Here is a 26204-nt window from a genome sequence, read left to right as displayed (position 1 = left end):
GTGCGACTTTAGACACTATTAAAATGTACATTCAAAATCAGAACGAAACATGACGGCGAATAAATTCGCCTGCGGCTTACCCCCATAAATAAATTTAGGGGCTTGCACGCCGCGACTTATCCGGTCAGCGATCGCTTCACTCAGATGTAGTAAGCAAATGCCCACCCTACTTTTTGCTAGGATAGTATGCAATCAATTTTCAAGGATCTGAGGGTATGACTCTAGGATCAACTGAACAAACAGCTATCATCCGTACAGAGCGGGGATTGACGATCGCAGGCACTCGCATTACCATTTATGACGTATGGAAAAAACTCCAAGTGCAGAAAGCTAAACATGCAGTGGAGTCATGAATTTTCTGATTGATTACAACCTTCAGAAATACGCTGCTATTCTTCTGGGAAAAATTGCAAGGCTACCACAGAGGCGCAGAGGACACAGAGAGAGAAGAAAGAGAAGGAAAAATTGCTGAACTGAACTGTTATATATACCAAAGATAGATGTAATAGGATCTAATATGTGTTAGTTACTCATTACTAACAACGGTAGATTGAAAATTAGTATTTTTCTACATAAAATTAAAAATCTAAAATTAAAAATTGGTAATACTGATGGCTAGGAGTGCTACAGTTTCAAGAAATTCACCGGAACTTTTCAGCGGGTATTCATGCTGAAGAAACTACAGAAAAAGCAAATTTCGATAATTGCGGGTGCGGCACTGTTTGCCTTTTTAGCTGGGGCAATGGTATCGGCACCTGAGATTGGCAAGTCTCTGGGGCAATGGCTCAAACTGAGTCAGAATAAAGCAGAGCAAACATCAGAGGGTAGCATTACCCAATCAGCCGTCTTTCCACTGATATCACAATCGCTGCCAGAACGGGCGGCAAAACTAGCAGAGATTGCAGGACAGTCGCGATCGCCAGACCGAAATCGCGCTCGTTATCTTTTGGCGAGTGATTACATTGAAAGAACCCAAGCGCAAAAAGCGCTGGCTTTACTCCAAGGACTAGAGAAAGACTATCCTATCCTCGCGCCCTATATTTTACTGAAACAGGCGCAGGCACAGGATATGCTGGGCGAAAACGGCAAAGCCTCGGATCTCAGACAAAGTGTGTTGAAACTGTATCCCAAAGAAGCGGCCACAGTGAAAGCACTATATCTGATTGCCCAACCGAAGCAACAGGAAATAGCGATCGCTCAATTTCCTTCCAACCCTCTGACTTGGGAAATCATTCGTAAACGCTTGCAAGAAAATCCCAACCAGCCACAATTACAATTGATTTTGGCTAAATATGCCTATGACCAACCTGGCATAGTGGGCGTTTTGGATCAGCTAGTAAAACAGCCTACCCTGAAACCCGAAGACTGGGAACTCATTGGTACAAGCTATTGGGAAAATAATCAATTTCTCAAAGCCGCGAATGCTTATGCCAAAGCACCCAAAACATCGCGTAACCTCTACCGCACTGCACGGGGGTTACAGGTAGGGGGCAAAGATAAAGAAAAAGCGATCGCCATCTATAAACAATTAGTGCAGCAATTTCCCAATACCGAAGAAACTGGGACTGCACTACTACGATTAGCAGAAACCGCAAAAACAGGTAAAGACGGCTTACCTTATCTTGAGCAGGTAATTAGTAAATTTCCTAAACAAGCTGGTACTGCACTGGTACAAAAAGCTAAAACTCTCCAAGCCACTAATAATCAAAAGTCAGCTAGTGAGGCGTGGCAATTACTCATAGCCAAATACGGCGATTCTGACGAGGCGGCAGAGTATCGTTGGAAAATTGCCCAAGATAAAGCCAAAGTTAAAGATTACGTCGGTGCTTGGCAATGGGCAGAACCAATTGTCACCAACAACCCCAACAGTATTTTGGCTCCGAGAGCAGGCTTTTGGGTAGGGAAATGGGCAGCTTCACTAGGCAAACAGCAGGAATCTCAAACTGCTTATGAGTATGTGATTAGCCAGTTTCCCTACTCTTACTATGCATGGCGAGCCGCGACGATGCTAGGGCTAAATGTTGGCAACTTTGACAACGTGCGCGTTATGAACCCGGAAGTAATCACACCCCAGCGTCCAGTACCGCCTGCTGGTTCTGAGACTTTCAAAGAATTGTATCTGTTGGGTCAAAACCGCGATGCCTGGTTACAATGGCAAACAGAATTTCAGAATAAAATTCAGCCAACTGTAGCAGAGCAATTTACTGAAGGGTTGATGCGACTGGCAAAAGGAGAAAATCTCATAGGAATTGATAAAATTTCTAAATTGGAAGACCGGGAAATACCAGCAGAAGTTGCCCAATATGAGACTCTGAGCAAACAAATCACCTACTGGCAAGCGCGTTATCCATTTCCCTATCTGCGAGAGATTGAAAAGTGGTCTACTGAGCGTCAACTCAATCCCTTGCTAGTCACTGCTTTGATGCGTCAAGAGTCACGGTTTGAACCAAAAATCAAATCCATCGCTGATGCTACTGGTTTAATGCAGGTGTTGCCGAGTACAGCTAAATGGATTGCCCCACAAATCAAGGTGGATTTCAAAACAATAAGTCTCGAAAATCCCAACGATAACATTATGCTGGGTACATGGTATTTGGATCATACCCATGAGCAATATAACAATAACTCGTTGCTGGCGATCGCCAGTTACAATGCTGGCCCCGGTAATGTCTCCAAATGGCTGCAAACTCAAACTACACAAGACCCAGATGAGTTTGTTGAACAAATTCCCTTTGATGAAACCAAAAATTATGTGCGTCAAGTATTTGGCAACTATTGGAATTATTTGAGACTTTACAACCCTGAGATTTCAGGCATCGTAGCAAAGTACTCGACTACACACCCAAAATTGCCAACGCAGTGATTTCGCCGAATCGGATGAGCAAGTAGCGAGCAGAGGAGCAGGGAAAGCACATTAGAACTAGCCCTTTCAAGGTGGCCAACGAAGATACGTTGTTTCAGTGTTACCATCTTGAATTCTCCGCTCAGATTTTGGGCTTTTTGAAGGTTGAAACAACCAATTCTCGTTCTAAATTTCACCACCTTGAAAGGGCTAGGCACAGCAAAGCTTAGCCCCTACAGCATGGTCTATTTACGATCGCAGGATAATTAAGAAAAGCCTAAAAACTTCCTCAAGCTCGTTAATGCACATCAGAATGCATTTGTACAGTGCGTAATATTATGTCCGCTTGATTACTTATTAAACCCGAAGAACCCCTCCCGAAGAGCGGGGAGGGGAGACAAAGTACAGCTTTGGCGGGGTGGGGTTCTTTTATTATGGGTAATTTGGCGGACATGATATATAGCTTTTCCTAATCAAATGAGGTACATCAGAGCAAGCTCTCGAAGAGCGGGGAGGGGGTTGGGGGTGGGGTTCTTGTATTTCACTCAACTGAGAATCGCTATAAGTCCTATTTTGGCTGAATTTTATTGCCGCCGCCAGTTAGATTTGCTTCGACGCTATAAGTCACTTACGAACTTTGCCAAACCTGTATTTAGTAATCTGAATCACTAGGATTGGTGAATGATGTCAACTGCGACTCGACCGCATTGAGATAACCTGCATCATTCAAAAGTTGTGCTGGTAATTTGTTAGCCCTAACAGCAGCCTGAACCACATCTTTCGCAGTCAGGTTTCCTATTTGGTATTCAAAAATCAAAGCGCTTCCACTGGGAATACCCTGCTCTTTGAAACCACCTTGATAAGCTAGAAAAGCAGTATTGAAAGGTTGAAGATGACTGGCATTTGCGGAATTAAAGTTGACATTTGTATTGATTTGTCCGGCACTATTGTTATTGTTAGCTGTTTGAGCGGCAACAATTCCAGGTAGAAAAGCAATACAACCAACGATAAGTGCAGAATTGATAAAGTTTGTAAGTTTCATAAATTTTTCCTGATTCTCACTAAGTTAATTAGTATCGCTTAGTAATAAAATTCTATTTTTTAGCAATGACAGGTTAGTCCCTAAAAACTTATAAAAAGCAAAAGTAAGCTACCTAAAATCTCTTATTTGCTAGCATTTATAGAAGGTGCGATCGCTCACATATAGGTAATTATGATGTTCTCTTCTATATATTTTTTTCCTTACGCTATAAACTTAAATTCAACTGTGTTTTAGCTGATTAACTTTGCATACCAATATGCTAGAAAATCCTGATGATAAAAACAAATACATTTAATTCTTAATTCGATAAATAAAAGTGATTATAATTAATATTGGCATCGCAAAGTTTTCTATCAACCTTACTTAGCATTCATTTGAGCAGTTAGGTGTTAAGGAGGATAAAATAAGCTGATCGTGTCAAAATGTTAAGTGTATAGTTTATTTGCAAACTCACTTATGCCGAAAGCAATTTGGAATGGCGCAGTTTTAGCCGAGAGTGATAATACCGTAGTTGTGGAAGGCAACCATTATTTCCCTGTTGACACCATTAACAAGCAGTACTTCACAGAAAGTAACACTCACACCACTTGTCCTTGGAAAGGTGTCGCCAGCTACTACAGTATCGACGTTGATGGACAAATCAATAAAGATGCTGCTTGGTATTATCCCAGCGCCAAGGAGAAAGCTAAGAATATTGAAGGCCATGTCGCCTTCTGGAAGGGTGTCAAAGTTGAGGCTTAATAAACGTTCCTGGAAGTATTTCAGTTTCAGGGACATTAAATGTCCGACTAATTGCCCATAAACAGTAAACCACAAACTTTTAAAAACCAACGTAAAAATCAGGGTTTCAGCCATTGTGAATCTGGAGTATTCACCATTCGTTTTAGAGGGATCTTAGAGCGATCGCTTAAAGGTAACTTGAGGTATCGTCTGAAATGCTCAACAAAACGTTGTTTTGTGATCTCGCTGGATTTAGCTGAAATGTTTGCTTGGTAAAGCTTCTAAAAAACTTTTTGGTTTACTGATAAAATAATTAGCCCGCGCAGAGAGAAGTCTGAGCGGGCTTCGTATTTAAACTATTTGCAGATTTATTTTAATACGTAATTATACCTTCGCCTTGCGAAATGTTGTTTGCTTTCTCTTGGCCAGCCAAGCCAGACTACAAGCAAGTATACTACCTGCGATCGCGCTGGGTTCGGGTACTCTTGTCAGTAAAAGGGTACCGGTTGTAAGAGTAATGTTCCCTCCTGCTCCTGAATTATTGCTACCACCAGCCATATCGCTTGGTTCGGGTACTCTTGTCCCGAAAATGCCACTGGCTATAACAGTTATGTTGCCTCCTGCTCCTGAATTATTGCTACCACCAGCGATATCGCTTGGTTCATTGGGTAGTGCGATTATAAAAGGAGAGTTGATATTTATGTTGCCTCCTCCTCCGAAATTATTACTACCACCAGGGATCGTCCTTAGTATAGCTCCTGATCTCAATATAAGAAGATTGCTGTTGACCAATAGGTTACCTGCTGAACCATTGCTGATTTGCCCAGAATTGACGTTGGCGCTATCGGAAATCGTTAGGCTACCAGTAGAGATAGTTAAATCGCCGGCGTTAGCGGTGTTACTTAGATCCCTTACCTCACTACCATTGGTCAGCGTCAGCTCATTAGCATTGATATTCACACTATTGTTACCGTTGATAGTGCTATTAATAAGCGTCAGTTTACCAGTAGGGTTATCTATTTTCAGATTGTCGCCGTTGATGGTGCTATTGATAAACGTTAGGTTACTAGAATTGTAAGCGTTGATATTACCAGCGATCGCTAGCCCAGAAAATGTAACATTCGCGGCGTTAATGTCAAACACGGGGAAGTGATTATTGCTACTGATGGTAAGTAAGTTAGCACCTGGGCCATTAATAGTGAGATTCTTAGCGCTCGCAAGTGCCCCACTCGTCAGGGTAATTGTACTGGGATGACTTCCCAATAAGAACTCTACCACGTCATTGCTAGTTGCCATGTTGATAGTATCTCGCAACGAGCCAACGCCACTGTCATCAAGATTGTTAACCGTCAAGGTAGCAGCTTGTGCTGATTCCACTTGCATTATCACCCAACCCAGAGCAACGGCTGTGGAAATAGCTTGAGCCACAGCCTTTTTTCTATTGTTTTTTGTCACCTAAAACTCCTCGGATTAATTTGTCAAAACTCGGAAAATCGGGGATATCTAGTCTTAGAGGTTGTTTGAAAAGTATTTGGCTGTGATTTAAGAAGGCAGTTACTAACTACCTCCCAACAAATTAAAGCTTGGATGGACTGAGAAATGCTTTGACAGCAGGCTAAAAACTCAGCTAGCTGCTCAATAACATAATCAAGACTACTCCCAGGATAATCGATCCACCACCAAGGATGAATGACCAAAAGCGATGGTAACTGTTGACAATGGTGCCATTTTCACTTTGGAGTTGAATCAGATCCATCCAAGGTGCAACACCCCGACGGAACCAACCCACAGCCCCCACTTGTTCACCAATCAAGCTTTTGACTCGCTTCATCCCAAACAGGAAATTGCCGATGGGGCCAAAGCGTGAGGCGTAATGCAGATAAAGCATTCCGCTACGATCTTGAATTTTTAAATCGGAACCAAATTTATAACCAGCATCGCCACGACCAATTAGTTGACCTTTAAGTTTTGCAGGTTGTCCACGCAACGGACTGGCGTAGGGGTCTGACATCAGGGTGAGAATATCGGTTTCTGCTGCTTGTTTGTAGTCGGGGAACATCACCAAGGCTTTAACAATAATCCCCATCCCTAAACCAATTAGTGGCGCACCAAATGCTAAACCTGTGTTTGGAGAACTTGACCACAGAATCACACCAATTACCAAGCCAACGAAGAAACCTATAGTTTCAGCGCCGTACAGCACAACATCTAAAAAGAAGTTACCGTAAAGCCTACTCTTACTCAGAGTTTTGCCTTCTCCAATAACTCGCCCCATATCGAACTCAGTCGCTAAACCCAACTGTTCAGCATAGGTGCTTAATGCACGAACTCGCTTACCTGTCAATGGGTGAGTGGAATTTAATTCCATCCACCAGCCCCAAGGGTTAAACATATCCCACAAAAAGACGCGACCAACTTTTTGAGTATCGGATGTAATGCGGTAGGCGGTTCCTGTGGAAGCGGCGGCTTTATGGTCATAAATACCCAAGGCGCGAGTCCCTTCAATTAAACGGCTGGGTTCTTGTGTCCGTGAACCTTCTTCTAATATCCCGTAGGCAATTTTCACCAAAGCGCGGGATAATCCATTAGGATTACCTGTACTTTCTGCTGCAAAGTGGTCAGCAAAGTATTCTCGTGTGCGGGAGAGGTACAGCAATAGATAAGTACCAATGATATAAAACACGTAGGCAACTAGACCAGCAGTTTGCATAGCATCTTTAATTTTGCTATCGCCACCACGCCCAAATCTTCTAGCTGTGCTGTAAATCAAGTAACAAATTTGCACTAAGGTAGAAGCTACTGTCATCACTGCAAAGTCCCAGTGGACGATGTGCCCCAATTCATGGGCGTAGACGGTAGCAATTTCATCGTCATCCAGATAAGTAAAAAGTCCCTGACTGACGACTAAACGGGCGCTGTTAGGTAATGAGCCATAAGTAAAAGCCGTCGGGTTTTGGTCGTTAATGATGCCTAAACGGGGCGCTTTCAGCTTTTTCTGCTCACAGACTTGGCGAATAACCTTAGCTGTCTCTGGACTGAGGGTTTCAACTTCTGCCAACTCTACCCAGCGAGTTTGGTAAAGCCAGCTTTGGGTTAAGTCCATGAGAAATGGAGACAGGAAAAAGGCAGCGATATTAAAAACTAGGGTAATACCAATAGCGATCGCTAGCCCTTGGAGGGGATCGTCGCTACCCAAAATAAATACTAAGCTCAAACCTAAAGCGAAGACCATGCCAAACAGCAAGGTCATAGTGACACCAGAAGCTAACGCCAAACTACCACCCACACCCCCCATTGCTAATTTCATCCCTGTAGTAGCGGCGCGACCAGCTTTTTGGCTGGCGTTAGATTGGTTTGCTGGCGTTTGGCGGAAGGATTGACTAGCTTGTTCTGCCCAACTGCGGGCCTGTGGGTTTTCACTCATCATTAACTTTTGACACAAAATCTTGGCTTTTTCGATTTCGCCTGTGGCTTGATAGGCTTTCATCAGCCACATCTGTGCTGAAAGATAATCTGAGGAATCACGTTCAACGCAATCGCGGCAGAATTGTTCTAGTAATTCAACCGCTTCTTGATAACGTTTTTCTTTTAAGGCTTCTAATCCCGATTGCAATGACATAGGATCTCCTTAGCATAGGAGTGGTATTTAATCCATGAATACTTAATAGATCCAGCGTTCGTCATCACAATTTCGTAAAAATTCAAATATCAGCAGTATAAATTATTTACTTAAGGAAAAGACTAGAGAAACATACATTACGATGTCTCTCTAGCCTCCGGTACGCATAAATCATTTTTAAGACTTTCAAACAAGCTCTGTAACAATACTTATAATATTTTTGGTGCTGTAAGTTTAGTACCTTTAATTTGTCCTGACTTTTCACGGTATCTGGAAAACCTCACTTCTATTTCTCTCTCCTAAGAGGAGAGAGACTTTGAATTTTCCCCCTTCCCGCCACGGGTTGGGGGTTAGGGGGTTAGGTGTTTCGTGGCTTTTCCACATAACGTGAAAAGTCAGTTAATTTGTCTGCGTTCGATAATCACAGAATAAATGTTTTAAACCAAGTTTTGCTTCACCCGATCAGATTAATTATTGATTACCCAAATGGTTCACCCGATTGGGGGAAGACGATAAGCAATGGTGAACTCACATTGATAAGATGAGGAAAAGGTAAAGATTTGTACTATGACTATTGTTAACATTGCTTCTCCCCTAATTGCGATCGCAGGGCAAACCCGCCAAGCTGCAAGTAAGCTAGCGATTCTCTCCACTGAGGTAAAAAATCAAGCGCTTGTTGCGGTCGCTCAAGCTTTAGAATCAGCTATAGATGAAATTTTACAAGCGAATATTGCTGATTGTGAAGCTGCTGATGCTGAAGGGATTCCCAAACCGCTTTATAAACGCTTGCAGTTGGATGAACATAAATTAAAAGATGCGATCGCTGGGGTACGAGATGTTGGTAAGCTAGCTGATCCTATCGGTAAAGTACAGATTCACCGCGAACTTGACACTGGTTTAATTCTCAAGCGAATTACTTGTCCTTTAGGTGTTTTGGGAATTATTTTTGAAGCACGTCCAGAAGCGGCGATTCAAATTGTTTCCTTAGCAATCAAATCGGGAAATGGTGTGATTCTCAAATGTGGAAAGGAAGCGGTGCGTTCTTGTGAAGCGATAGTTAAGGCAATTAAACAAGGATTATCTCAAACTGCTGTTAACCCTGATGCGGTGCAGTTGTTGACAACTAGAGAAGAAACTCTAGAACTTTTGAAGTTAGATAAATATGTAGATTTAATTATTCCCAGAGGTTCTAATTCTTTTGTCCGGTTTGTGCAAGAAAATACACGGATTCCTGTATTAGGTCACGCTGATGGTATTTGTCATCTTTATATAGATAAAGCGGCTGATATTTCTAAAGCAGTTCCGATTACAGTAGATGCCAAGGCACAATATCCTGCTGTTTGTAATGCCATTGAAACTTTGCTAGTTCACGCCTCTATTGCTAGAGAATTTTTACCACAAGTTGCCGATGCTTTGCAAGAACGCCATGTGGAATTAAGAGGTGATAAACGCACATTGGAACTTTTGCCTAATATCGTACCTGCAACAGAAATAGATTGGGAAACAGAATACAGCGATTTTATTTTGTCTATTAAGATTGTAGATTCTTTAGAAGATGCGATCGCTCATATTAACGAATATGGTTCTCGTCATACCGATGCCATTATCTCTGAAGATTCAGCGTCTGTTGAAACTTTCTTTGGACTAGTAAATTCAGCTAATATATTCCACAATTGTTCTACCAGATTTGCTGATGGTTTCCGGTATGGCTTCGGTGCAGAAGTAGGGATTAGTACACAACAAATGCCTCCGCGCGGCCCCGTTGGTTTAGAAGGATTAGTGACATATAAATATCAAATGACTGGCGATGGTCATATTGTAGCTACTTACACCGGGGCGAATGCTAAAGCTTTTACTCATGAGGATTTAGTGTAAAACATCGTCAAAATTATATGCTCTAGTAATACCAATTCTGTATGAAGATGCGCTAAACCATATTTAAGTACAAGAAAAAAAACGAACCGCAAAGGACGCAAAGGACACAAAGAAAGAAAGAAAGAAAGAAAGAAAGAAAGAAAGAAAGAAAGAAAGAAAGAAAGAAAGAAGTTAAAAGGGTTTAGCGCAGCCTCACAAAGAAATGGTATAACGCTAGAAATACACCGGATAAATCGGTGTATTTTTTATGTTAATAGTTTATCTGAGTTGTCAAAAGTTTTAATTGGCCCATGCCATCGATGATCATTTAAGAAAACCTCGTTAAAAACTCCATTAGTGTATTGACTAATTACCTTACTCCAAAAAGCTTGTGCGCCTAAGTTTAAAGCAGTCTGCCGTACCTCCCAACTGCCGGGAAACTGGTTGAAAATGTGAGTAGCTACCTGTTCACCAATACCTTGGCTTCGATACCTTCTGAGGATAAAGAACTCGGCAATAGACATAGCATGGTTATCTTGATGAAGGTAGATGTGCTGATTAACAAGTACAAACCCTGCCAGCTTCTCATCAACTTTAACCAGAAATGAGTGTCGCTCAGGTTCTGTCCAATAGTAATCAAGATATCGATAGCCAAACAAGCCGGAAGCATCTACATCTTTAACTTCTATCTCACTCAGGTCATACTGATATAGTTCCATTAAATTACACAGTACTGACTTTTGTTGTTGAGTAACTTTTACAACTTCGATTTTCATAAAGCATTACAGTTTAAACTATCTGTTAACGTGGAATTGTAAACATATTGCTAATGCTCAGATGTAGAAAAAATTATCACAGATTAGTCTTGAAGCTGGGTACGAGGGGAGCATCCCAATTTTGCCAAAAGACACAGGACTAGTACAAAAACCCTGTACAAACCTCTTTCCTTTGCGTTCTTTGCGTCCTTTGCGGTTCGTTATTTCATTCTCCGCCTAAGTCCAAATACCGTATAAAAATAAACTTGCACATTTGGGATGCTCCCGGTACGAGCTACCAACAATTTGTACACCTTATGAATTAATGGGAGAATAAAAATGTGGAAAGATGAAGTTCTGGAAGAGATTTACAGAATTCGAGAAGAACATGCCAAGTTGTTTAACTACGATTTACAGGCAATTTGTGATGATTTGCAAAAGAAGCAAGCTGTTAGTGGAAGGCAAATCATCTCAGTACCGCTCAAACAACCAAGTCAGCAGTCTAACAAATAGCTGCACTCTACCCAAGCAAGTTTTAGTGATTGAGTGTTGCAAAATCATAGGTGGCTGATAAATTAACCATTAAACTAATGCTTTTAACAAAGCCTGAAGTTTAAGTTGCACCTCTGCAAACTCCTTGTCAGGATCAGAACCAGCGACGATACCAGCACCAGCATACAATCTCGCGCGATCGCCAGATTTAAAATTTATGTAACAGCAAAATCAGTATACTTTCTTACTTCGGTAGGTTGAAAGGCTAGAACGATATGATCTTTAGGAATGCCGACACTGACGAATTCGTTAGCAATACCATCTTCAGTACCATCTCTTTGAATCCAAATTTTATCGTTGATAATATCAACGTGGACAAGGCACCCATGTACCCGTTGTTTGTTTTCCCAGCCAAGTGTGAGTAGTAGGTAATGGTTTGCATCTTCATCAATAATTAGCTGTCTTTCTAGTTCTCCATGAGCGTAGGGAAGTTGGGCATATTCGGCTAATATTTTTTCAATTATTTTGCGATAATTATCTAAGGTATCCATTTTAGAATCACCTCTAGTTCTGAATCGAAGACGAGTAAACAAAGACGCTGATTTTCTATCAATATCTTACCAATTGGTTCTTGGAACAATTCTGAGTATGTTTGTTGACGAATAGCAAGATACAAGCGGCGGTCTGGTTCTAAGCGACTTAGAATATCGTAGTATAAAATATATTGTCCCAGAGCCTTTTCTAAATCGGTTACTGGAGAAGCACCGATAAAGCTTTTAACTTCTACTGCTATTTTATGTCCGCTTTTTTCTGCTGCTATTAGCTTTTGGGCACCTAAATCAATATATAAATCTCTTGCACCCCATCTTAAGATAAATGGATCATTGGTAATATGCCAACTCTCTTTTTCAAGGGCGTTTCTAACAGAATTGTGGTAAATATCTTTAGCTGGCATACAAGATTAGTAATTAACTTTAAACTAACGCTTTCAGTAATGCCTGAAGTTTAAGCTGCACCTCTGCAAACTCCTTGTCAGGATCAGAACCAGCCACGATACCAGCACCAGCATACAATCTCGCGCGATCGCCATCAATTAATGCTGAACGAATTCCCACAATAAACTCGCAGTTCCCTTGAGAATCTATCCAACCCAGAGGCGCAGCATACAAACCTCTTTCAAAGTTTTCATAACGCCGAATTTCCGCACAGGCTACATCTCGTGCTGCACCAGCAACGGCTGGTGTAGGATGCAATTGGGCGACAATCTTTAATGGGTGTATGTTAGCTGGAACCATAGCACTTATTGGTGTCCATAAATGCTGGATATTCGATAATTGTCGCAGCCGTGGTGCTAATATTTGAGGTAATAAACCTAGCTGGCATAGGCGTTGTGTAATGAAATCAAGCACCAGTGAATGTTCGTGCTTTTCTTTTTCACTATTAAGCAAGCGATTGGCATTAGCTGCATCTTCAGCAGGGGTTTTACCTCGTGGTGCAGAACCAGCTAAAGCATCAGTGATTAACTGTTGATTATTGATACTAATTAATCTTTCTGGACTTGCACCAATAAAATTTTGTCCTTTGCCATTACTTGTAGAAAAAATATAACAATTAGGATGTATTTGCCTAAGATTATTTAAGGATTTAACTAAGTCAAATTGGTTGTTTGATTTTACATCTAATATATCTGCTAGGACAATCTTGCTTAAATGACTAGACCTAATTTTTTCCAAAACAGATACTACTGAACGTTTAAACCCAGTAGCATTCGTGACAGATTTCTTGTAGAACTTTGCTGGAAAAAAATCAATATTAGCAGAGTAATATTCTAAAGATTGGATAAATTCAATTTTATTTTGCACATTCTCCAATAACCTTTGAATATTTACACTTTCATTGATAATTATATTTGTGACTAATATGCAACGCTGATTTTTAACAGCTACTTGCCAACGGGGAAGAAAGATGGTAGCAGATGGAAATGGATAATCTACTTGGGCATTTTTATCAAAAAAGCTGAAATAACAAAAAAAGTGAGGCCCAGAAAAACCTTGGTTAACGTTACCAAACTTAATTATATTTTTTAGACAAGATTTGATAAAATGTTCAGCTTGAGTAAAACGATCTACACCATCAATTTGTAACTTTGCCACAGCATCAATTGCCGCGATCGCTTCTCCTTTACCTTTGTCCTCAAAGTAAAAATTTATTTCATTTGCTTGTGTAAGTTTATCTAATACAAGTAAAGGGTCAACTAAATCGATCTCCTGAGAGATACTGACAATTTGCCTGCAATTATTTTTGACGCACTTTTCTTGCACTGCTACCAAAAATTGATATAAATCTTTGTGTACAAAGAGGTTGCTACGACATGGTGAAACTGTCATGGATCTATAGTAAATTTTTTTTAAGTTAACTTCCTAAAGTGTAATTAATCGTGGTCGTATTTCTACAGGTAACATATTAAGTTGTCATTTCACCAGCGTAGGATTTGCGTTTTTTATGGTGTTCCCAAACCTGACAAGCCAGTTCCAGCCTTGGGCTGGAACGTGAGAGTGGAGTGTTAACAACACAAGCTTAACGAGCCACAGTCAAAGTGACAGTTGTTTTTAGCTCATGAATATCTAGTACAGCACGACCTAAAAAAGCTAGCATTCCAACAGTTAAAAAACCCAAATCATAAGTTTTTTGACTTTTGAGAGCCAGTTGCTACCCTGCGGGAACGCTAAGAGCAAACAAGTCGGCAGAGCCGCCCAACGCACTGGCTCCTTTTGACTTTTGACTTTCGCGTAGCGGTACGTCTCTTTAAATTATAAAATCTCAAGTGTGAGTAATATTCCGGCAATTTAATTAATCACGACTGATGACAACCAAGCAGATTTTATATCCCAATACTAAGTTATGGATGGCAGCGATTAAACCGCCAATGTATAGCGTTGCCATTATGCCCATTTGGGTGGGAACAGCAGTAGCATTTGCTGAAACTAAAAATTTTAATGGTACAGTATTTTCTACTTTTGTAGCTGCGGCAATTTTAATTCTCGCCTGGGAAAATATCAGTAATGATGTCTTTGATTCCGAAACAGGTATTGATCAAAATAAGCACCATTCTCTGGTTAACTTAACAGACAATAAGTCATTAATATTTGGGATAGGAAATTTGTGTTTAGGTTTGGGGTTGCTGGGCATATTAGCGATCGCTCTTTGGCAACAAGACCTAACTGTTATCGGCATCATTCTGCTGTGCTGTGGTTTGGGCTATATGTACCAAGGGCCTCCTTTTCGCTTAGGATATCAGGGTTTAGGCGAGATTCTTTGCTTTTTTGCCTTTGGCCCATTAGCAGTGGAGGCAGCATACTACAGCCAAACCCAAACTTGGTCAATGACAAGTTTAGCAGTCTCAGTCATTGTCGGGATTGCCACAACCTTAATTTTGTTTTGCTCACACTTTCACCAAGTTAAGGATGACATAGCGGCAGGCAAGCGATCGCCTATCGTCCGTCTAGGAACCAAAAAAGGGGCCCAACTCCTAGTTTGGTTCACTGCTAGCATTTATCCCCTCACCTTGCTATTTGTGCTATTGGGAATTTCTCCACCGTGGACGTTATTGAGTTGGGTAAGTTTACCGTTTGCTGTCAAATTATGCCGCCATGTCCAAGAAAATCACAACCAGCCAGACAAAGTTAGTAACTGTAAATTCATCGCTGTAGCCGTGCATTTCTGGGCTTGCTTGCTGCTTGGACTGGGATTTATGCTTTAGTTGGGCATTGGGCATTGGGCATTGGGCATTGGGCATTGGGCATTGGGTATTGGGCATTGGGCATTGGGCATTGGGCATTGGGCACTGGAGCAGAGGGAAAATGACTAATGACTAATGACTACAGATTTGAATTTCGTCCTTATCAGCGAAGATTTTTGCGAACACTGACTACCAATCATGGTAATTGGGATATTCGTGAGGGGATTATCCTCAGGCTTACCGATGAATCAGGTAAAGTTGGCTGGGGAGAAATTGCCCCCATTAGCTGGTTCGGTTCCGAAACCCTAGAACAAGCCTTAGATTTTTGTCGCCAACTCCCAAGAGAAATCACAGACGAGATAATTTTCTCCATCCCAGATGAGTTACCTGCTTGTCAATTTGGCTTTGAGTCAGCTTGTGAGATGGGGAGTGGGAGAGATGAGGGAGATAATTTTATAACTCCTAATTCCTCACTCCTAACTCCTAACTTCTCACTCCTAACTCCTAACTCCTCACTCCTAACTCCCAACTCACTTTTCTACAGTGCTTTATTACCAGCCGGGGAAGCGGCTTTAAATCAATGGGAAACCTTGTGGCAGCAAGGATATCACACGTTTAAGTGGAAAATTGGTGTGTATGCGATCGCTGATGAACTAGAAATTTTGGAGTCACTGATAAACACCTTACCAGACTTTATCAAACTGCGATTAGATGCCAACGGTGGACTCACCTATGAGGAAGCTAACTTATGGCTGCGGACTTGCGACAATCTTAAGGCGAATGCAGAACTATTCTTAGAAATTGAATTTATCGAACAACCGCTACCCGTTGAGCAATTTCAAGAAATGTTGGAATTGAGTCTGAGTTATGAAACTGCGATCGCTTTAGATGAATCTGTCGCTACACTTAGGCAACTCGCCGCCTGTTATCAACAAGGTTGGCGAGGGATTTTTGTGATCAAGCCTGGGATAGTTGGATCACCATCTCGTCTGAGAAAGTTTTGCCACCAGCATAAAATTGATACTGTATTTTCATCAGTATTTGAAACTGCGATCGGTAGACTTGCAGCACTCCAGCTAGCGGCGGAATTATCCCAAAACAATAGGGCAGTTGGTTTTGGCATTGACCATTTTTTTGAACAAGAAGAAACGTGGCTTCAAAGTCTATGGAACAACCTTTAAACTGTCTTAATAACCTAACTCAGGATGATTGGCTTATTGGTTACAACAGCCGTCAATTTAATCACATAGCTCAAGAATTATATTTAGAACTAACACAATTATCAGCGTGTAGAATACCACCAAAAATCATCTTAGCTGAACGCGAACCAGTACGGTTTTTAGCAAGTTTCATTGCCGCTTGTGCAGCTAATTGTCCAGTTTTTCTTTGTAACCCCGACTGGGGAACACAAGAATGGCAGCAAGTCTTTGATTTAGTACAGCCAGATATTATTTGGGGAATAGGGAATAGGGAGTGGGGAGTAGGGAATAGGGAGTGGGAAATAGGAAATCGGAATTGCGAAGAAATTACTATCATATCTCCCTCATCTCCCTCATCCCCCTCATCCCCCTCATCCCCCCACTCCCCACTCCCCACTCCCCACTCCCCACTCATCCTGATTCCCACAGGTGGTTCATCGGGGCAGATTAAATTTGCTATCCATACTTGGGAAACTCTCATCGCATCTGTACAAGGATTTACAGAATACTTTCAACTAAAACAAGTCAATTCTTTTTCTGTATTACCGCTATATCACGTTAGCGGTTTAATGCAATTTATGCGCTCTTTCACCACCGGAGGTAAACTGGCTATTTTGCCATTCAAAGCAGTAGAAACAGGTCAAATATTCAATATTAAACAATCAGAATTTTTAATATCTTTAGTTCCAACGCAGTTACAAAGACTCCTGCAAAATCCCGAATTAACTCAATGGCTAACCCAATTTAATACTGTACTTCTGGGAGGTGCGCCAGCATGGAACGAACTACTAGAAAAAGCCAGATTTCATCGCATCCGGTTAGCACCTACTTATGGCATGACAGAAACCGCCTCTCAAATTGCTACCCTCAAACCAGATGATTTTCTCGACGGTAAAATTAGCAGTGGTCAAATTCTTCCCCATGCAAAAGTAACTATTCGCAATCAGCAAGGCGATATTTTAAATTCCAGTCAAATCGGAAATATCACCATTCAGGCTCAATCTTTAGCCCTTGGCTACTATCCTAAAAAGAGAGAAAATCAAGCTGATTTCCAAGTAGATGATTTAGGTTTTTTAGACGAGCAAGGTCATTTAAATATTGTCGGACGTAACAGCGACAAAATTATTACAGGTGGAGAAAATATTTACCCAGCAGAGATTGAATCAGCTATACAAGCAACTCAATTAGTTGCCGATATTTGTGTCATCGGCATCCCAGATAAACATTGGGGACAAGCCTTAACAGCGATTTATATTCCCAAAAAATCAAATACCTCTGCCTTAAAAATCCAAACCCTACTCAAAGACAAACTCAGCAAATATAAAATTCCAAAATATTGGATTCCCCAACAAAATCTACCTCGCAACTCCCAAGGTAAAATTAACCGCCAACAATTACAGCAAATAGCCAGAGAATTCCTCCAAAATCCCATCACATAATCTCTCTAGACTTTCTTCTCTCTGCGCCCTCTGCGTCTGGGCGGTTCGTTTCCAACCACTGAATAATCTCATCAGGTAATTCTTGTTTACTTCTACTACTTGCATCAATACAAACATGCCTAGTAACAGCCTTAGCAACTACCACTTCAGCCACTGTAATTTCGTAAGTAATTTCAAACTTATCACCACCTATTTTTTGAGGAATTAAACTAATTAGCAACTTGTCCCCGCCAAATATAGGGCGCAAAAAATCGACACTAGCATGAACAATGGGGAAAGCTACAGATGGATTAGTAAAAAAATCTTTGAGATTAATACTTGATGCTTCTAGAGATTCTTCATAAGCTTCATGGCAAATACTCAAAACATTAGCAAAATAAACTACCCCAGCAGCATCAGTATCTTGAAAACGAACTGTGCGGTTATAAGTAAAAGGCATTTTTGACAATTATTAATTAAATATTAAAAAAACAGCAGGTTTATCGCCTGCTCTACAAAGTAATTATATTGCAACTAAGTATTCTAGCAGAAGCGATCGCTATGATTTAGCGCATCTTCATACAGAATTGATATTACGCGCCACCTTTAGTTAGTTTAAGACAAGGTAATCAATAATTTAAAATTTAAAGTAAACAGACTTTTAAAAAACTTCATTAACCCAGTACATTAAATAATTCGTAATTCGTAATTCGTAATGGGCAACTCTTAGAGACGCACTCGCGTTCGCCCCGCAACGCTTTCGTAAATTTTGTTTTGTAATGGGGATTTAACCCCAACACAAAACAAAATTTTTATTGAAGCGGGGGACTTAAACCCACGGAACTAGTTAAAAAAAACCGATTTTTTTTAATGTATGCTATCCCTTAAATTAAACTTGATGTAGTATTGCCATCTAAGTAATTAATCTAAAAATTATGCAGCCAAATCCTCTAACCAATAGGTCAAACCAGATGGTAAATGTGTTTGCTTTTCTGCTACTGGTTTCCTCATTTTGCTGGCAAAATTCAGTGAAGGCGCAGTCTCAGTCAAATACGCAACTTCTGCCGTTTTTTGATAATGTAGATAACCCAGTTCCTGTTCGTTTCCCCGCAGGGCAACAGGCAGATATCACACCACCCGCACCGTTGCTAAATCCTTTTGACAAGGCTGTGCTAAAACTCTGCGGCCCTATTGGTACAAGAGTTAGTTCTAATAATTTTAAACAATTGTTATCTTATTACCCAGATGTGTTACAGAAACTTCAGCAAGCTAGCGGCGGTGAACTGCGTCTTGGACGTAATAATAAAGCACAATTTCTCGATGATTTAACCAATATTTGGTTCCAACGTCGAGGGTTTGAGCATATATTTTGTGGTGAAATATATAAGGCCAATGATATTGGTGGCTTACATTTTAACGGCAGATATTTACAACTACAAAATGAAGGAATAGGCGGACGGTTGCCAAATAATCAGGGACGAGAGGAAGTTGTTCCTGGAGTCATTTATACAATGGGTGTAGTAATTAAGCAGAAAAATAGGACAGTAACAGATGTCATCAAAGGGTATAGCTACCTCAGCAATGCCGAAGAAATGCTTTTAGATGCCACCAGAATATTTAAACTGCAAGGTAATAATGAGGGAGCGTGTATTTATAATGTACGTGACCGAGAAACGGGTCAATCCTTTCCTACAGTTTTTGTTAGAGAAGAAAAAGCAATCATTACCTATTACCCTGATGCTACTCCTCAAGGTGCAAAATGTAAAATTTAAAATTTCTAGATTGTCTGCAATAAGCGTATAGAGAAAAGACATGATCTTAGAAACACACCGCTTGCTAATGCGTGACTTTGTAGAGGCAGACTGGCAGGCGGTTTTTACCTATCAATCTGATCCTTTGTACTTGCGTTACAGCTATTGGACGCATCGCACACAAAAGGATGTTTGTGAGTTTGTCCAGATGTTTATTGGTCAGCAAAAAGAGCAACCAAGAACAAAGTTTCAGTTAGCTATTATCCTCAAAGCAGAAAATCAGCTTATTGGTAATTGTGGTATCCGTGTAAACGACCCGGAAATGCGGGAAGCAAATATCGGCTATGAATTAAACACTCAGTATTGGGGACAAGGTTATGCAACAGAAGCAGCACAAGCCATTTTAAAGTTCGGCTTTGAAGAACTGAGAATGCATCGTATCTGGTCTTGGTGTGTTGCACAGAATGTTGCTTCTGTAAGGGTATTAGAAAAAATTGGTATGCGTCGTGAGGGTCATCTGCGGGAAAAAGAATTAATCAAAGGCAGATGGTACGACAATTTTATTTACGCTATCCTTGACCACGAGTGAAGAAAACCTGACATTTCTGCTCACACTTTCTGAGAAAGTCGCAGATAGTAATTAGTTATCTATGGAGTCTTAAAAAATGCGATGCCTGCGGCGGTAAACTACGCATCCAATTTATTTGCATCAAGTATTGTAATGTTCCCACCCCGACTATAGGCAATTACTGACTTGAGACTTTTAATTAACCGCACACATTCTTCGTAAGTAATGCCGCTACTTCGAGCCATGCGATAATAAGATAATTTGACTTTTAAACACTCGCCTTCTGAAGTTGATTCCGTTCCAGATTCAGCAGCAAAATATTGAATTAATCTGGCAAGGCGAACAATAGCTCTTTCAGAAACTAATCCGTGAACTGTTTCATGTAATTGCTGAATCCGACTGTTAAAAACCATCAGCATTCGTAATGCAATTTCAGGATTTTGCTCAATAGCTTTTAATAAAGCATCTCGCTCTACAGTGAGTATTTCACAATCAGATTCAGCAGTCACAGTTGCCGGAGAAATTCCATTTCCCAACAAAGCAGGAGCCGCAAAAATTTCCCCACTAGCTAAGGCACGGAGAATCGTTTCCTTCCCCGTCATTGCTGTTTTTGTAACTTGAATTGCTCCATTGACAACAGCATAGAGTTTTGCTGGTAAGACATCGCCCTCATGCAGAATAATCTCTCCTTTGCGATACCGTTGCACCTGAGTATGAGGTTGCAAATTTACTTTGTCTGCTGTTTCTAAACCTGCAAACACAATTATTTGTGAAAGTTGTTCCAGGGATGCCTGCATGATTAGCCCTATATTGCAAAGGCTGGACGATGATGAATCCAAGGGTTAGCTGCTTCTAATTGTGCTGCTAGGCTGATGAGTGTAGCTTCAGCCGCAGGTTTACCAATTAGCTGCACACTCATGGGCAAACCATTACTATCAAAACCTACAGGAATTGCGATCGCAGGTTGTCCAGTTGCATTTGCAGGCGGACAAGGGGCAACCCACTCAATAATATTTTGGAATGTCTCTTCTGGACTCAGAGATGCCCATTCACCAACACGGATAGGTGAGTGTAAATAAACTGGCAATACCAGCACATCCACGGTATCGAAAAACGCCACAATTTGCCGTGCCACTATTTGCATTTGAGAAACTGCTTGCAGGTACTGGGCAACAGAACCTGTGCGTGCAAATAACCAGCGATTCACTGGCTGCAAGGCTTCAACAGGAAGTCCTGATGCAGCTATCCCAGCTTGCCAAACAATTTGAAATGGTTCAACTAAGCCACTAAAATCTGGGGATTTCTGTTCAACGTGGTGGCCGAGTTGTTCTAATAACTGGACTGTTTGGCGGACTGCTTGCTGACAGTTGGCGTCAGCTTCTCCCAAAAGAGAAATGTTAGTTTCAAAGGCAATTCGCAAAGCACCAAGTTTTGTCCCAGTAGCGGCGAGAAATGATGGTTCGGGATCTGGCAACCAGTAAGGATCGCCTGTTGTATAGCCAGAGATGGTATCCAAAAGGGCAGCAGCATCAGCCACAGTCCGAGCGATCGGGCCGTTGACGGCAATTCCAGCGAGGCGTTCGCCTACGGGTGCTTTACTCACCCTGCCTCTGGATGGTTTTAGCCCAACTAAACCGCAACAAGCCGCAGGCCCCCGAATTGAACCACCGCCATCTGAACCTTGAGCGATCGCACACAATCCCCCTGCTACCGCAGCTGCTGCGCCACCACTGGAACCGCCAGGAGTGTATTCTAAATTCCACGGATTTCTAGCTGGGGGAAAACCCATAGGTTCACTGTATGGAAACGAACCTAATTCTGAAGTGGCTGTTTTACCGAGAATAGTAAACCCAGCTTGCTTAATCCTCGTCACAACCCCATCATCATAATTAGGGATATTGTTCAGTAATGCTGGATTTCCATAAGTACAGGTAACACCTGCTACAGCATTGAGGTCTTTAATTGAAATCGGTACACCAAAAAATGGCGGTAGTTCTGAAGTAGTTGTCAATAATTCTGTTTTGGCATTGGCATCTGCGATCGCTAATTCTGCCGTCACCGTAAAATAGCTTCCTAATTGGGGATTCAACTGCCCAATCCGTTCTAAATATATTTTCACTAACTCTAGCGGTGATACTTCCCGGCGACGAATTAATTGCGCCAACTCTAGCGCTGGGGTAAATGCTAAATCAACTTCATTCATAGGTTAGTGAATGGGTAGTTTTGGCTTTCTCTGGGATTTTAAAACTTAAATTGTTACTTTAGCAGGATTTGCGGGAACTATACATTTTATAGCTGCTGAGATTTGCCACTCAACTAGGATGCTCAGATGCAACAGGCGTGGTTACGTTCTTACTCAAGCCATTTTAATTGTTTCGCATAAACTTTCGACAAATCCCTAAGGGGTATTTATGGCTAAACTAGAAATACTTGTGAGTGAATTGCCAACACTGATTCAGAGCCTAAAACTGACTCTTGGCGATTCTAATCAAATCATGGAACAAATTATCCTGATCAATAATGCTCAGGAACAACTACGGAATATTAACAAATTAATTGCTCAGGAATTGAAATTTGAGAATATCAAAAGTTCTGCGATCGCTACACTTCCTCGAATTACCAATTCACGAAAATCCTGATACATATAAATAAATTTCTCGTAGGGGCATGGCATTGCCATGCCCCAAAAGAGCGTACTTGTATCATTATTAAAGTCAAATGGTATCAGAAGCCACAAATCTGAGCCTTTCGATTGTCGTAAAAAATCAAGAGGCAAATCGCCCTCTTTTGACGCTTCACCTCTCTTAAAAACAGATAATTACAACTAACAATTACAGCTTAGAACGGTCAGTCAAAATCTCATAACCAGTCTCTGTCACCAACACTGTATGCTCAAACTGAGCCGACAAAGAATTATCCACCGTGACTGCTGTCCAACGGTCAGATAATGTTCGGGTGTGTCTAGAACCCGCATTTAAAATTGGCTCAATTGCTAGCGTCATCCCCGCACGGAGTTTAACATTTGGCATCTCGCGGGTACGGTAGTTGAATACTGAAGGTTCTTCGTGCAAGTTACGACCGACGCCGTGTCCAGTGAATTCTTCGACTATACTAAAGCCGTTAGATTTCACATGGTCTTCAATTGCTCCAGCTAAGTCAAGCAGGTATACACCAGCCTTAACTTGTTCAATGCCCTTATATAAAGCTTCTTCTGCTACGCGAATTAATTTAGCAGCTTCTTGGGTCACTTCACCAACAGCAATTGAAATGCAAGAATCACCATGAAAGCCTTGGTAATAAGCGCCCGTATCTACTTTTAATACATCCCCCACGCGAATCACTTTCTTAGGACTAGGAATGCCATGCACTGCTTCATTGTTAATGCTGGAGCAAATAGAACCGGGAAAACCGTGATATCCTTTAAAACTCGGTGTTGCGCCCATTTCGCGGATACGTTTTTCTGCATAAGCATCCAAATCAGCCGTGGTCATTCCTGGCTTTACTAGCTCGGAAATTTCTTTTAGGACAGTTGCCACAATTGTCGCTGATTGCCGCATGATTTCAATTTCACGCGGCGATTTAATTTCAATTCCTCGGCGTTGCTTTTTCGCAGGTGCAGGCTGAGTCGCTTGAGAAAGTAAGTTACTGAAAATGTTCATGGGAAATTAATAATTACTGGTGGCTCTGGCGCTGAAGTATTAATGCTTTCTCTAGATTACTTGAGAACTAATATCTATAATTTAAGTTATTTTAATCCCTGATAGGGATTCTTTTCCTTCTTCCTTTGCGCTCTTTGCGTCCTTTGCGGTTCGTTCTCTTATCCCTCAAATTTAATGAGACAGACCACTAGTGTGTCAAGTTTAAATTGATGGGTAAGCAAGTTCGTAGTAAGGACTTTAGTCCCAATACTGTTCGGTTAAGAAGATTTGTAGGTTGGGTTGAAGGTCGTTCAACCCAACAAAGCTGTGAAAATGTTGGGTTTCGTTCCTCAACCCAACCTACATTGGAGTTATTTTTTAAGCTTAACCGAACAGTATTGACTTTAGTCCTTGTTTTTTAAGCACGCTTTGTGCTTACTACAAACCCTCAATAGCTTGGACATTGTACTACCTAATGCTTTTTTCTGCTAAAACAGATGGCCCAGCAGTAACGACTACGATTTGATCTGGGTGGAGTAACTCACGAGCCGCTTGATTAACTTGGGTAAGGCTGACTTTCTGGATTTTGTCAGTGAAGTAGTGCAATTCTCCTTTATCTAGTCCATACACCTCATTCATCAGAATTCTATCTGTTAATTCCTCTGGGTTTGCCAGGGAAACATTGTAGTTACTGATGAGGGTGCGTTTAGCTGTTTCTACTTCCAGTGCGGTAACACCTTGTTGATGGATTTGCTGTAGTATTTGGCGGGTACTAGCGATCGCTTTACTGCTATCTTCAGGACTAGTTTGCATTTCTATCAAAAATGTGCCTGCATTCTTCCCGGCTTGGAAGGAGCTATAAATTCCATAGCTCAAACCTTGGCGATCGCGCACTTCTGCACCCAGTTTACTAGATAAGGTATCACCTCCCAAAATCTGGTTCAATACTAAGGCTGCGTGAAACCGAGGATCATAACGGTTAATGCCTGTATAACCCATATATGTAACGGCTTGGGCTTTACCTGGTAATACTGGGTTGACACTGACTATTTTCTGCGGCATTGACACCGTGGGATATTTTAATGTCGGTGCTTGGCCGCTAACTTCCCAGTTACCAAACTCATTTTTAATCAGCGATCGCACAATGTCTAGATCAAAATCTCCCACCAGCGCCAACACTGTTGTGTCTGGACGATAATGTTTAGCTTTGAAATCAATCACATCCTGGCGCTGAATCTGCTGTAAACTCTCCTCTGTGGGAAAAGTATGTAAGGGATGTTTTTTCGGGTAAATGGACTGAACAAATATTCTTCTGGCTACTTCTGATGGCTCATCTAATTCCTGTTGTAAGTCAGTTAAAGTTTGTTGGCGATGCAATTCCAATTCTTTGACTGGAAAGGTACTATTTTTTACAACATCTGCCAATATCTCAAGGAGTATCGGCAAATCAAGAGCTAAACTATCACCCTCGATATGCACACCTTCGCGGTAGGTTTGAAAGTCGAGACTCGCCCCTCGTTCTGCCAAGACTTTGGCAATAGTTAAGTCATCCTTGCTATTAGTACCATTTAGCAAATTGTCTGCTACGAAAGCAGCTAGTCCAGCTTTATTCTCTGGATCAAACTCCGTCCCGGCTTGAATGTGACCGCTCAAGGTAACGGTGGGAGTACTATGATCTGGTAACAGTAATAACCGCAGTCCATTAGTAAATTTAAATTCCTCTGGTAATACTTGGGCGATGTCTTTGACGGCAAGCAATGCATCTGTAGCTAAGTCCACAGGCGGTAAGTATTTCACTACCTCAGAGGGAAGCACAGGTGCCCCAGGAGAAAAATTCTCTGTAGTTTGGGCTGAGTCTGGTTTATCACCAACTTCTGTTATCTGCTTCTGGGTTGGTTCAAAAAAGCCTACTGTCCTGGCTCCTTTTGTCAAATATTTGTTAATCACAGCTACAATATCCGTCGGTTTCACCAGACGGACAGCTGCCAAATAGCGGTCTGTGTAGCGATAATCACCAACAGTTGTCTCATCAGTGCCCAATCGCATTGCTTGAGAGGTGATATCACGGTTACTCAAAATTACATCTGCTGTTAATTGAGTTTTGGCTCGTTCAACTTCTTCAGAGGTCACGCCTTTTTCTGCTACATTGGCGATCGCGCTACTCAACGCTGAGTCAATTTTTTTCAAATCTTGTTTAGAACCAGCCGTCACCAACACCTCATACCAGCCAGATTCTCGCAAACTGGTAACAGACGCTGTTAATTCACTAGCTAAACCTGATTCCACCAATGCCTGATGAAGTCTAGAATTCCGTCCCTCAGTCAAGATGTAATCCATCACATCTAGCGTCGGCACATCTGGTTGATTTGCATCCGGTAGCGGATATACAACTTGTAACAGCCGCCCTGCTCCCGGTTCTCGCAATACTATCGGGGATGAGGGGGATGAGGGGGATGAGGGAGATGAGGGGGATGAGGGAGAAATAACCAATGCCCAATCCCCAATGCCCCATGCCCAATCCCCGATTAATGAATTTAAGCTTCTCTATCCAAAAAGCCTTGGATTTG

General features: G+C 41.5%; 22 protein-coding genes and 3 pseudogenes. 11 read left to right on the top strand and 14 right to left on the bottom strand.

The window, feature by feature from the left end; translation table 11 throughout:
- Positions 1–18: 18 nt before the first annotated feature.
- The gene (locus LC586_RS32280; protein ID WP_229489527.1) at positions 19–165 is read right to left on the bottom strand and encodes a hypothetical protein; all 147 of its coding nucleotides are present in this window, start codon (positions 163–165) and stop codon (positions 19–21) included.
- Between the two features lie 50 nt (positions 166–215).
- Here LC586_RS32280 and LC586_RS32275 point away from each other — a divergent pair.
- A pseudogene (locus LC586_RS32275) lies at positions 216–305 on the top strand (DUF433 domain-containing protein); the annotation flags it as partial.
- 362 nt (positions 306–667) lie between these two features.
- On the top strand, positions 668–2863 hold the full coding sequence (locus LC586_RS32270) for a lytic transglycosylase domain-containing protein (protein ID WP_229489526.1): 2196 nt from the start codon (positions 668–670) through the stop codon (positions 2861–2863).
- 631 nt (positions 2864–3494) lie between these two features.
- On the opposite strand, the gene LC586_RS32265 is transcribed toward LC586_RS32270, so the two are convergent.
- Complete coding sequence (locus LC586_RS32265) at positions 3495–3884, bottom strand: hypothetical protein (RefSeq protein WP_229489525.1); 390 nt, start codon at positions 3882–3884, stop codon at positions 3495–3497.
- A 456-nt stretch (positions 3885–4340) separates the two neighbouring features.
- Here LC586_RS32265 and LC586_RS32260 point away from each other — a divergent pair, with 456 nt between their 5' ends.
- Positions 4341–4625 (top strand): DUF427 domain-containing protein, encoded by a 285-nt coding sequence (locus tag LC586_RS32260; RefSeq protein WP_229468517.1) that lies wholly within the window; start codon positions 4341–4343, stop codon positions 4623–4625.
- Between the two features lie 363 nt (positions 4626–4988).
- On the opposite strand, the gene LC586_RS41405 is transcribed toward LC586_RS32260, so the two are convergent.
- The gene (locus LC586_RS41405) at positions 4989–6059 is read right to left on the bottom strand and encodes a PEP-CTERM sorting domain-containing protein (RefSeq protein ID WP_229489523.1); all 1071 of its coding nucleotides are present in this window, start codon (positions 6057–6059) and stop codon (positions 4989–4991) included.
- A 172-nt stretch (positions 6060–6231) separates the two neighbouring features.
- Positions 6232–8223 carry a zinc metalloprotease HtpX gene (locus LC586_RS32250; protein ID WP_229489522.1) on the bottom strand — a complete coding sequence of 664 codons (1992 nt, stop codon included), beginning with the start codon at positions 8221–8223 and terminating at the stop codon, positions 6232–6234.
- Between the two features lie 567 nt (positions 8224–8790).
- Here LC586_RS32250 and LC586_RS32245 point away from each other — a divergent pair.
- On the top strand, positions 8791–10098 hold the full coding sequence (locus LC586_RS32245) for a glutamate-5-semialdehyde dehydrogenase (protein WP_229489521.1): 1308 nt from the start codon (positions 8791–8793) through the stop codon (positions 10096–10098).
- Positions 10099–10343: 245 nt separating this feature from the next.
- On the opposite strand, the gene LC586_RS32240 is transcribed toward LC586_RS32245, so the two are convergent.
- Entirely contained in the window at positions 10344–10853 is a 510-nt protein-coding gene (locus tag LC586_RS32240) for a GNAT family N-acetyltransferase (RefSeq protein WP_229489520.1), read from the bottom strand.
- Positions 10854–11171: 318 nt separating this feature from the next.
- Between LC586_RS32240 and LC586_RS32235 the strand changes: the two genes are divergently transcribed.
- The gene (locus LC586_RS32235) at positions 11172–11345 is read left to right on the top strand and encodes a hypothetical protein (protein WP_229489519.1); all 174 of its coding nucleotides are present in this window, start codon (positions 11172–11174) and stop codon (positions 11343–11345) included.
- A gap of 69 nt (positions 11346–11414) precedes the next feature.
- Here LC586_RS32235 and LC586_RS32230 read toward each other — a convergent pair.
- The 4 genes and pseudogenes from LC586_RS32230 to LC586_RS32215 all read right to left on the bottom strand — a co-directional run.
- Positions 11415–11528 (bottom strand): annotated as a pseudogene (locus LC586_RS32230) (chorismate-binding protein); the annotation flags it as partial.
- Between the two features lie 11 nt (positions 11529–11539).
- A complete protein-coding gene (locus tag LC586_RS32225) occupies positions 11540–11875 on the bottom strand; it encodes a XisI protein (RefSeq protein WP_229489518.1) in 336 nt (111 codons plus the stop codon).
- On the bottom strand, positions 11863–12279 hold the full coding sequence (locus tag LC586_RS32220; protein ID WP_229489517.1) for an element excision factor XisH family protein: 417 nt from the start codon (positions 12277–12279) through the stop codon (positions 11863–11865). The genes LC586_RS32225 and LC586_RS32220 overlap by 13 nt, the downstream gene beginning before the upstream one ends.
- Before the next feature lie 19 nt (positions 12280–12298).
- Positions 12299–13711 carry an isochorismate synthase gene (locus tag LC586_RS32215; RefSeq protein WP_229489516.1) on the bottom strand — a complete coding sequence of 471 codons (1413 nt, stop codon included), beginning with the start codon at positions 13709–13711 and terminating at the stop codon, positions 12299–12301.
- Positions 13712–14187: 476 nt separating this feature from the next.
- On the opposite strand from LC586_RS32215, the gene menA reads away from it, so the two are divergent.
- From menA to LC586_RS32200, 3 genes are all read left to right on the top strand, one after another.
- Entirely contained in the window at positions 14188–15084 is an 897-nt protein-coding gene (gene menA, locus LC586_RS32210; protein WP_229489515.1) for a 2-carboxy-1,4-naphthoquinone phytyltransferase, read from the top strand.
- A 107-nt stretch (positions 15085–15191) separates the two neighbouring features.
- A complete protein-coding gene (locus LC586_RS32205; protein ID WP_229489514.1) occupies positions 15192–16244 on the top strand; it encodes an o-succinylbenzoate synthase in 1053 nt (350 codons plus the stop codon).
- Positions 16229–17701: a 2-succinylbenzoate--CoA ligase gene (locus tag LC586_RS32200; RefSeq protein WP_229489513.1), complete on the top strand. Its 1473-nt coding sequence runs from the start codon at positions 16229–16231 to the stop codon at positions 17699–17701. Before LC586_RS32205 ends, LC586_RS32200 begins: the two co-directional genes overlap by 16 nt.
- Here the strand turns inward: LC586_RS32200 and LC586_RS32195 are convergent.
- Entirely contained in the window at positions 17694–18140 is a 447-nt protein-coding gene (locus LC586_RS32195; protein ID WP_229489512.1) for an acyl-CoA thioesterase, read from the bottom strand. The two genes, LC586_RS32200 and LC586_RS32195, sit on opposite strands and share 8 nt — an antisense overlap.
- Before the next feature lie 511 nt (positions 18141–18651).
- On the opposite strand from LC586_RS32195, the gene LC586_RS32190 reads away from it, so the two are divergent.
- A complete protein-coding gene (locus tag LC586_RS32190) occupies positions 18652–19452 on the top strand; it encodes an EndoU domain-containing protein (protein ID WP_229489528.1) in 801 nt (266 codons plus the stop codon).
- A 40-nt stretch (positions 19453–19492) separates the two neighbouring features.
- Positions 19493–20020 (top strand): GNAT family N-acetyltransferase, encoded by a 528-nt coding sequence (locus tag LC586_RS32185; RefSeq protein ID WP_229489511.1) that lies wholly within the window; start codon positions 19493–19495, stop codon positions 20018–20020.
- A 98-nt stretch (positions 20021–20118) separates the two neighbouring features.
- Here LC586_RS32185 and LC586_RS32180 read toward each other — a convergent pair whose 3' ends face one another.
- Positions 20119–20796 (bottom strand): Crp/Fnr family transcriptional regulator, encoded by a 678-nt coding sequence (locus LC586_RS32180; RefSeq protein WP_229489510.1) that lies wholly within the window; start codon positions 20794–20796, stop codon positions 20119–20121.
- Between the two features lie 8 nt (positions 20797–20804).
- On the bottom strand, positions 20805–22202 hold the full coding sequence (locus tag LC586_RS32175; protein WP_229489509.1) for an amidase: 1398 nt from the start codon (positions 22200–22202) through the stop codon (positions 20805–20807).
- 208 nt (positions 22203–22410) lie between these two features.
- On the opposite strand from LC586_RS32175, the gene LC586_RS32170 reads away from it, so the two are divergent.
- Positions 22411–22638: a hypothetical protein gene (locus LC586_RS32170; RefSeq protein WP_229489508.1), complete on the top strand. Its 228-nt coding sequence runs from the start codon at positions 22411–22413 to the stop codon at positions 22636–22638.
- A 192-nt stretch (positions 22639–22830) separates the two neighbouring features.
- Here LC586_RS32170 and map read toward each other — a convergent pair whose 3' ends face one another.
- Both map and LC586_RS32160 read right to left on the bottom strand, forming a co-directional pair.
- Complete coding sequence (map, locus tag LC586_RS32165) at positions 22831–23658, bottom strand: type I methionyl aminopeptidase (protein WP_109009214.1); 828 nt, start codon at positions 23656–23658, stop codon at positions 22831–22833.
- A 447-nt stretch (positions 23659–24105) separates the two neighbouring features.
- Positions 24106–26091 (bottom strand): annotated as a pseudogene (locus LC586_RS32160) (M16 family metallopeptidase); the annotation flags it as partial.
- Between the last annotated feature and the right edge of the window lie 113 nt (positions 26092–26204).

Source organism: Nostoc favosum CHAB5714, from assembly GCF_020829495.1.
In the GTDB taxonomy this organism is placed as follows: domain Bacteria; phylum Cyanobacteriota; class Cyanobacteriia; order Cyanobacteriales; family Nostocaceae; genus Nostoc; species Nostoc favosum.
The sequence above is the reverse complement of the archived record's forward strand: the minus strand, read 5'-3'. Positions and strand labels throughout refer to the sequence as shown.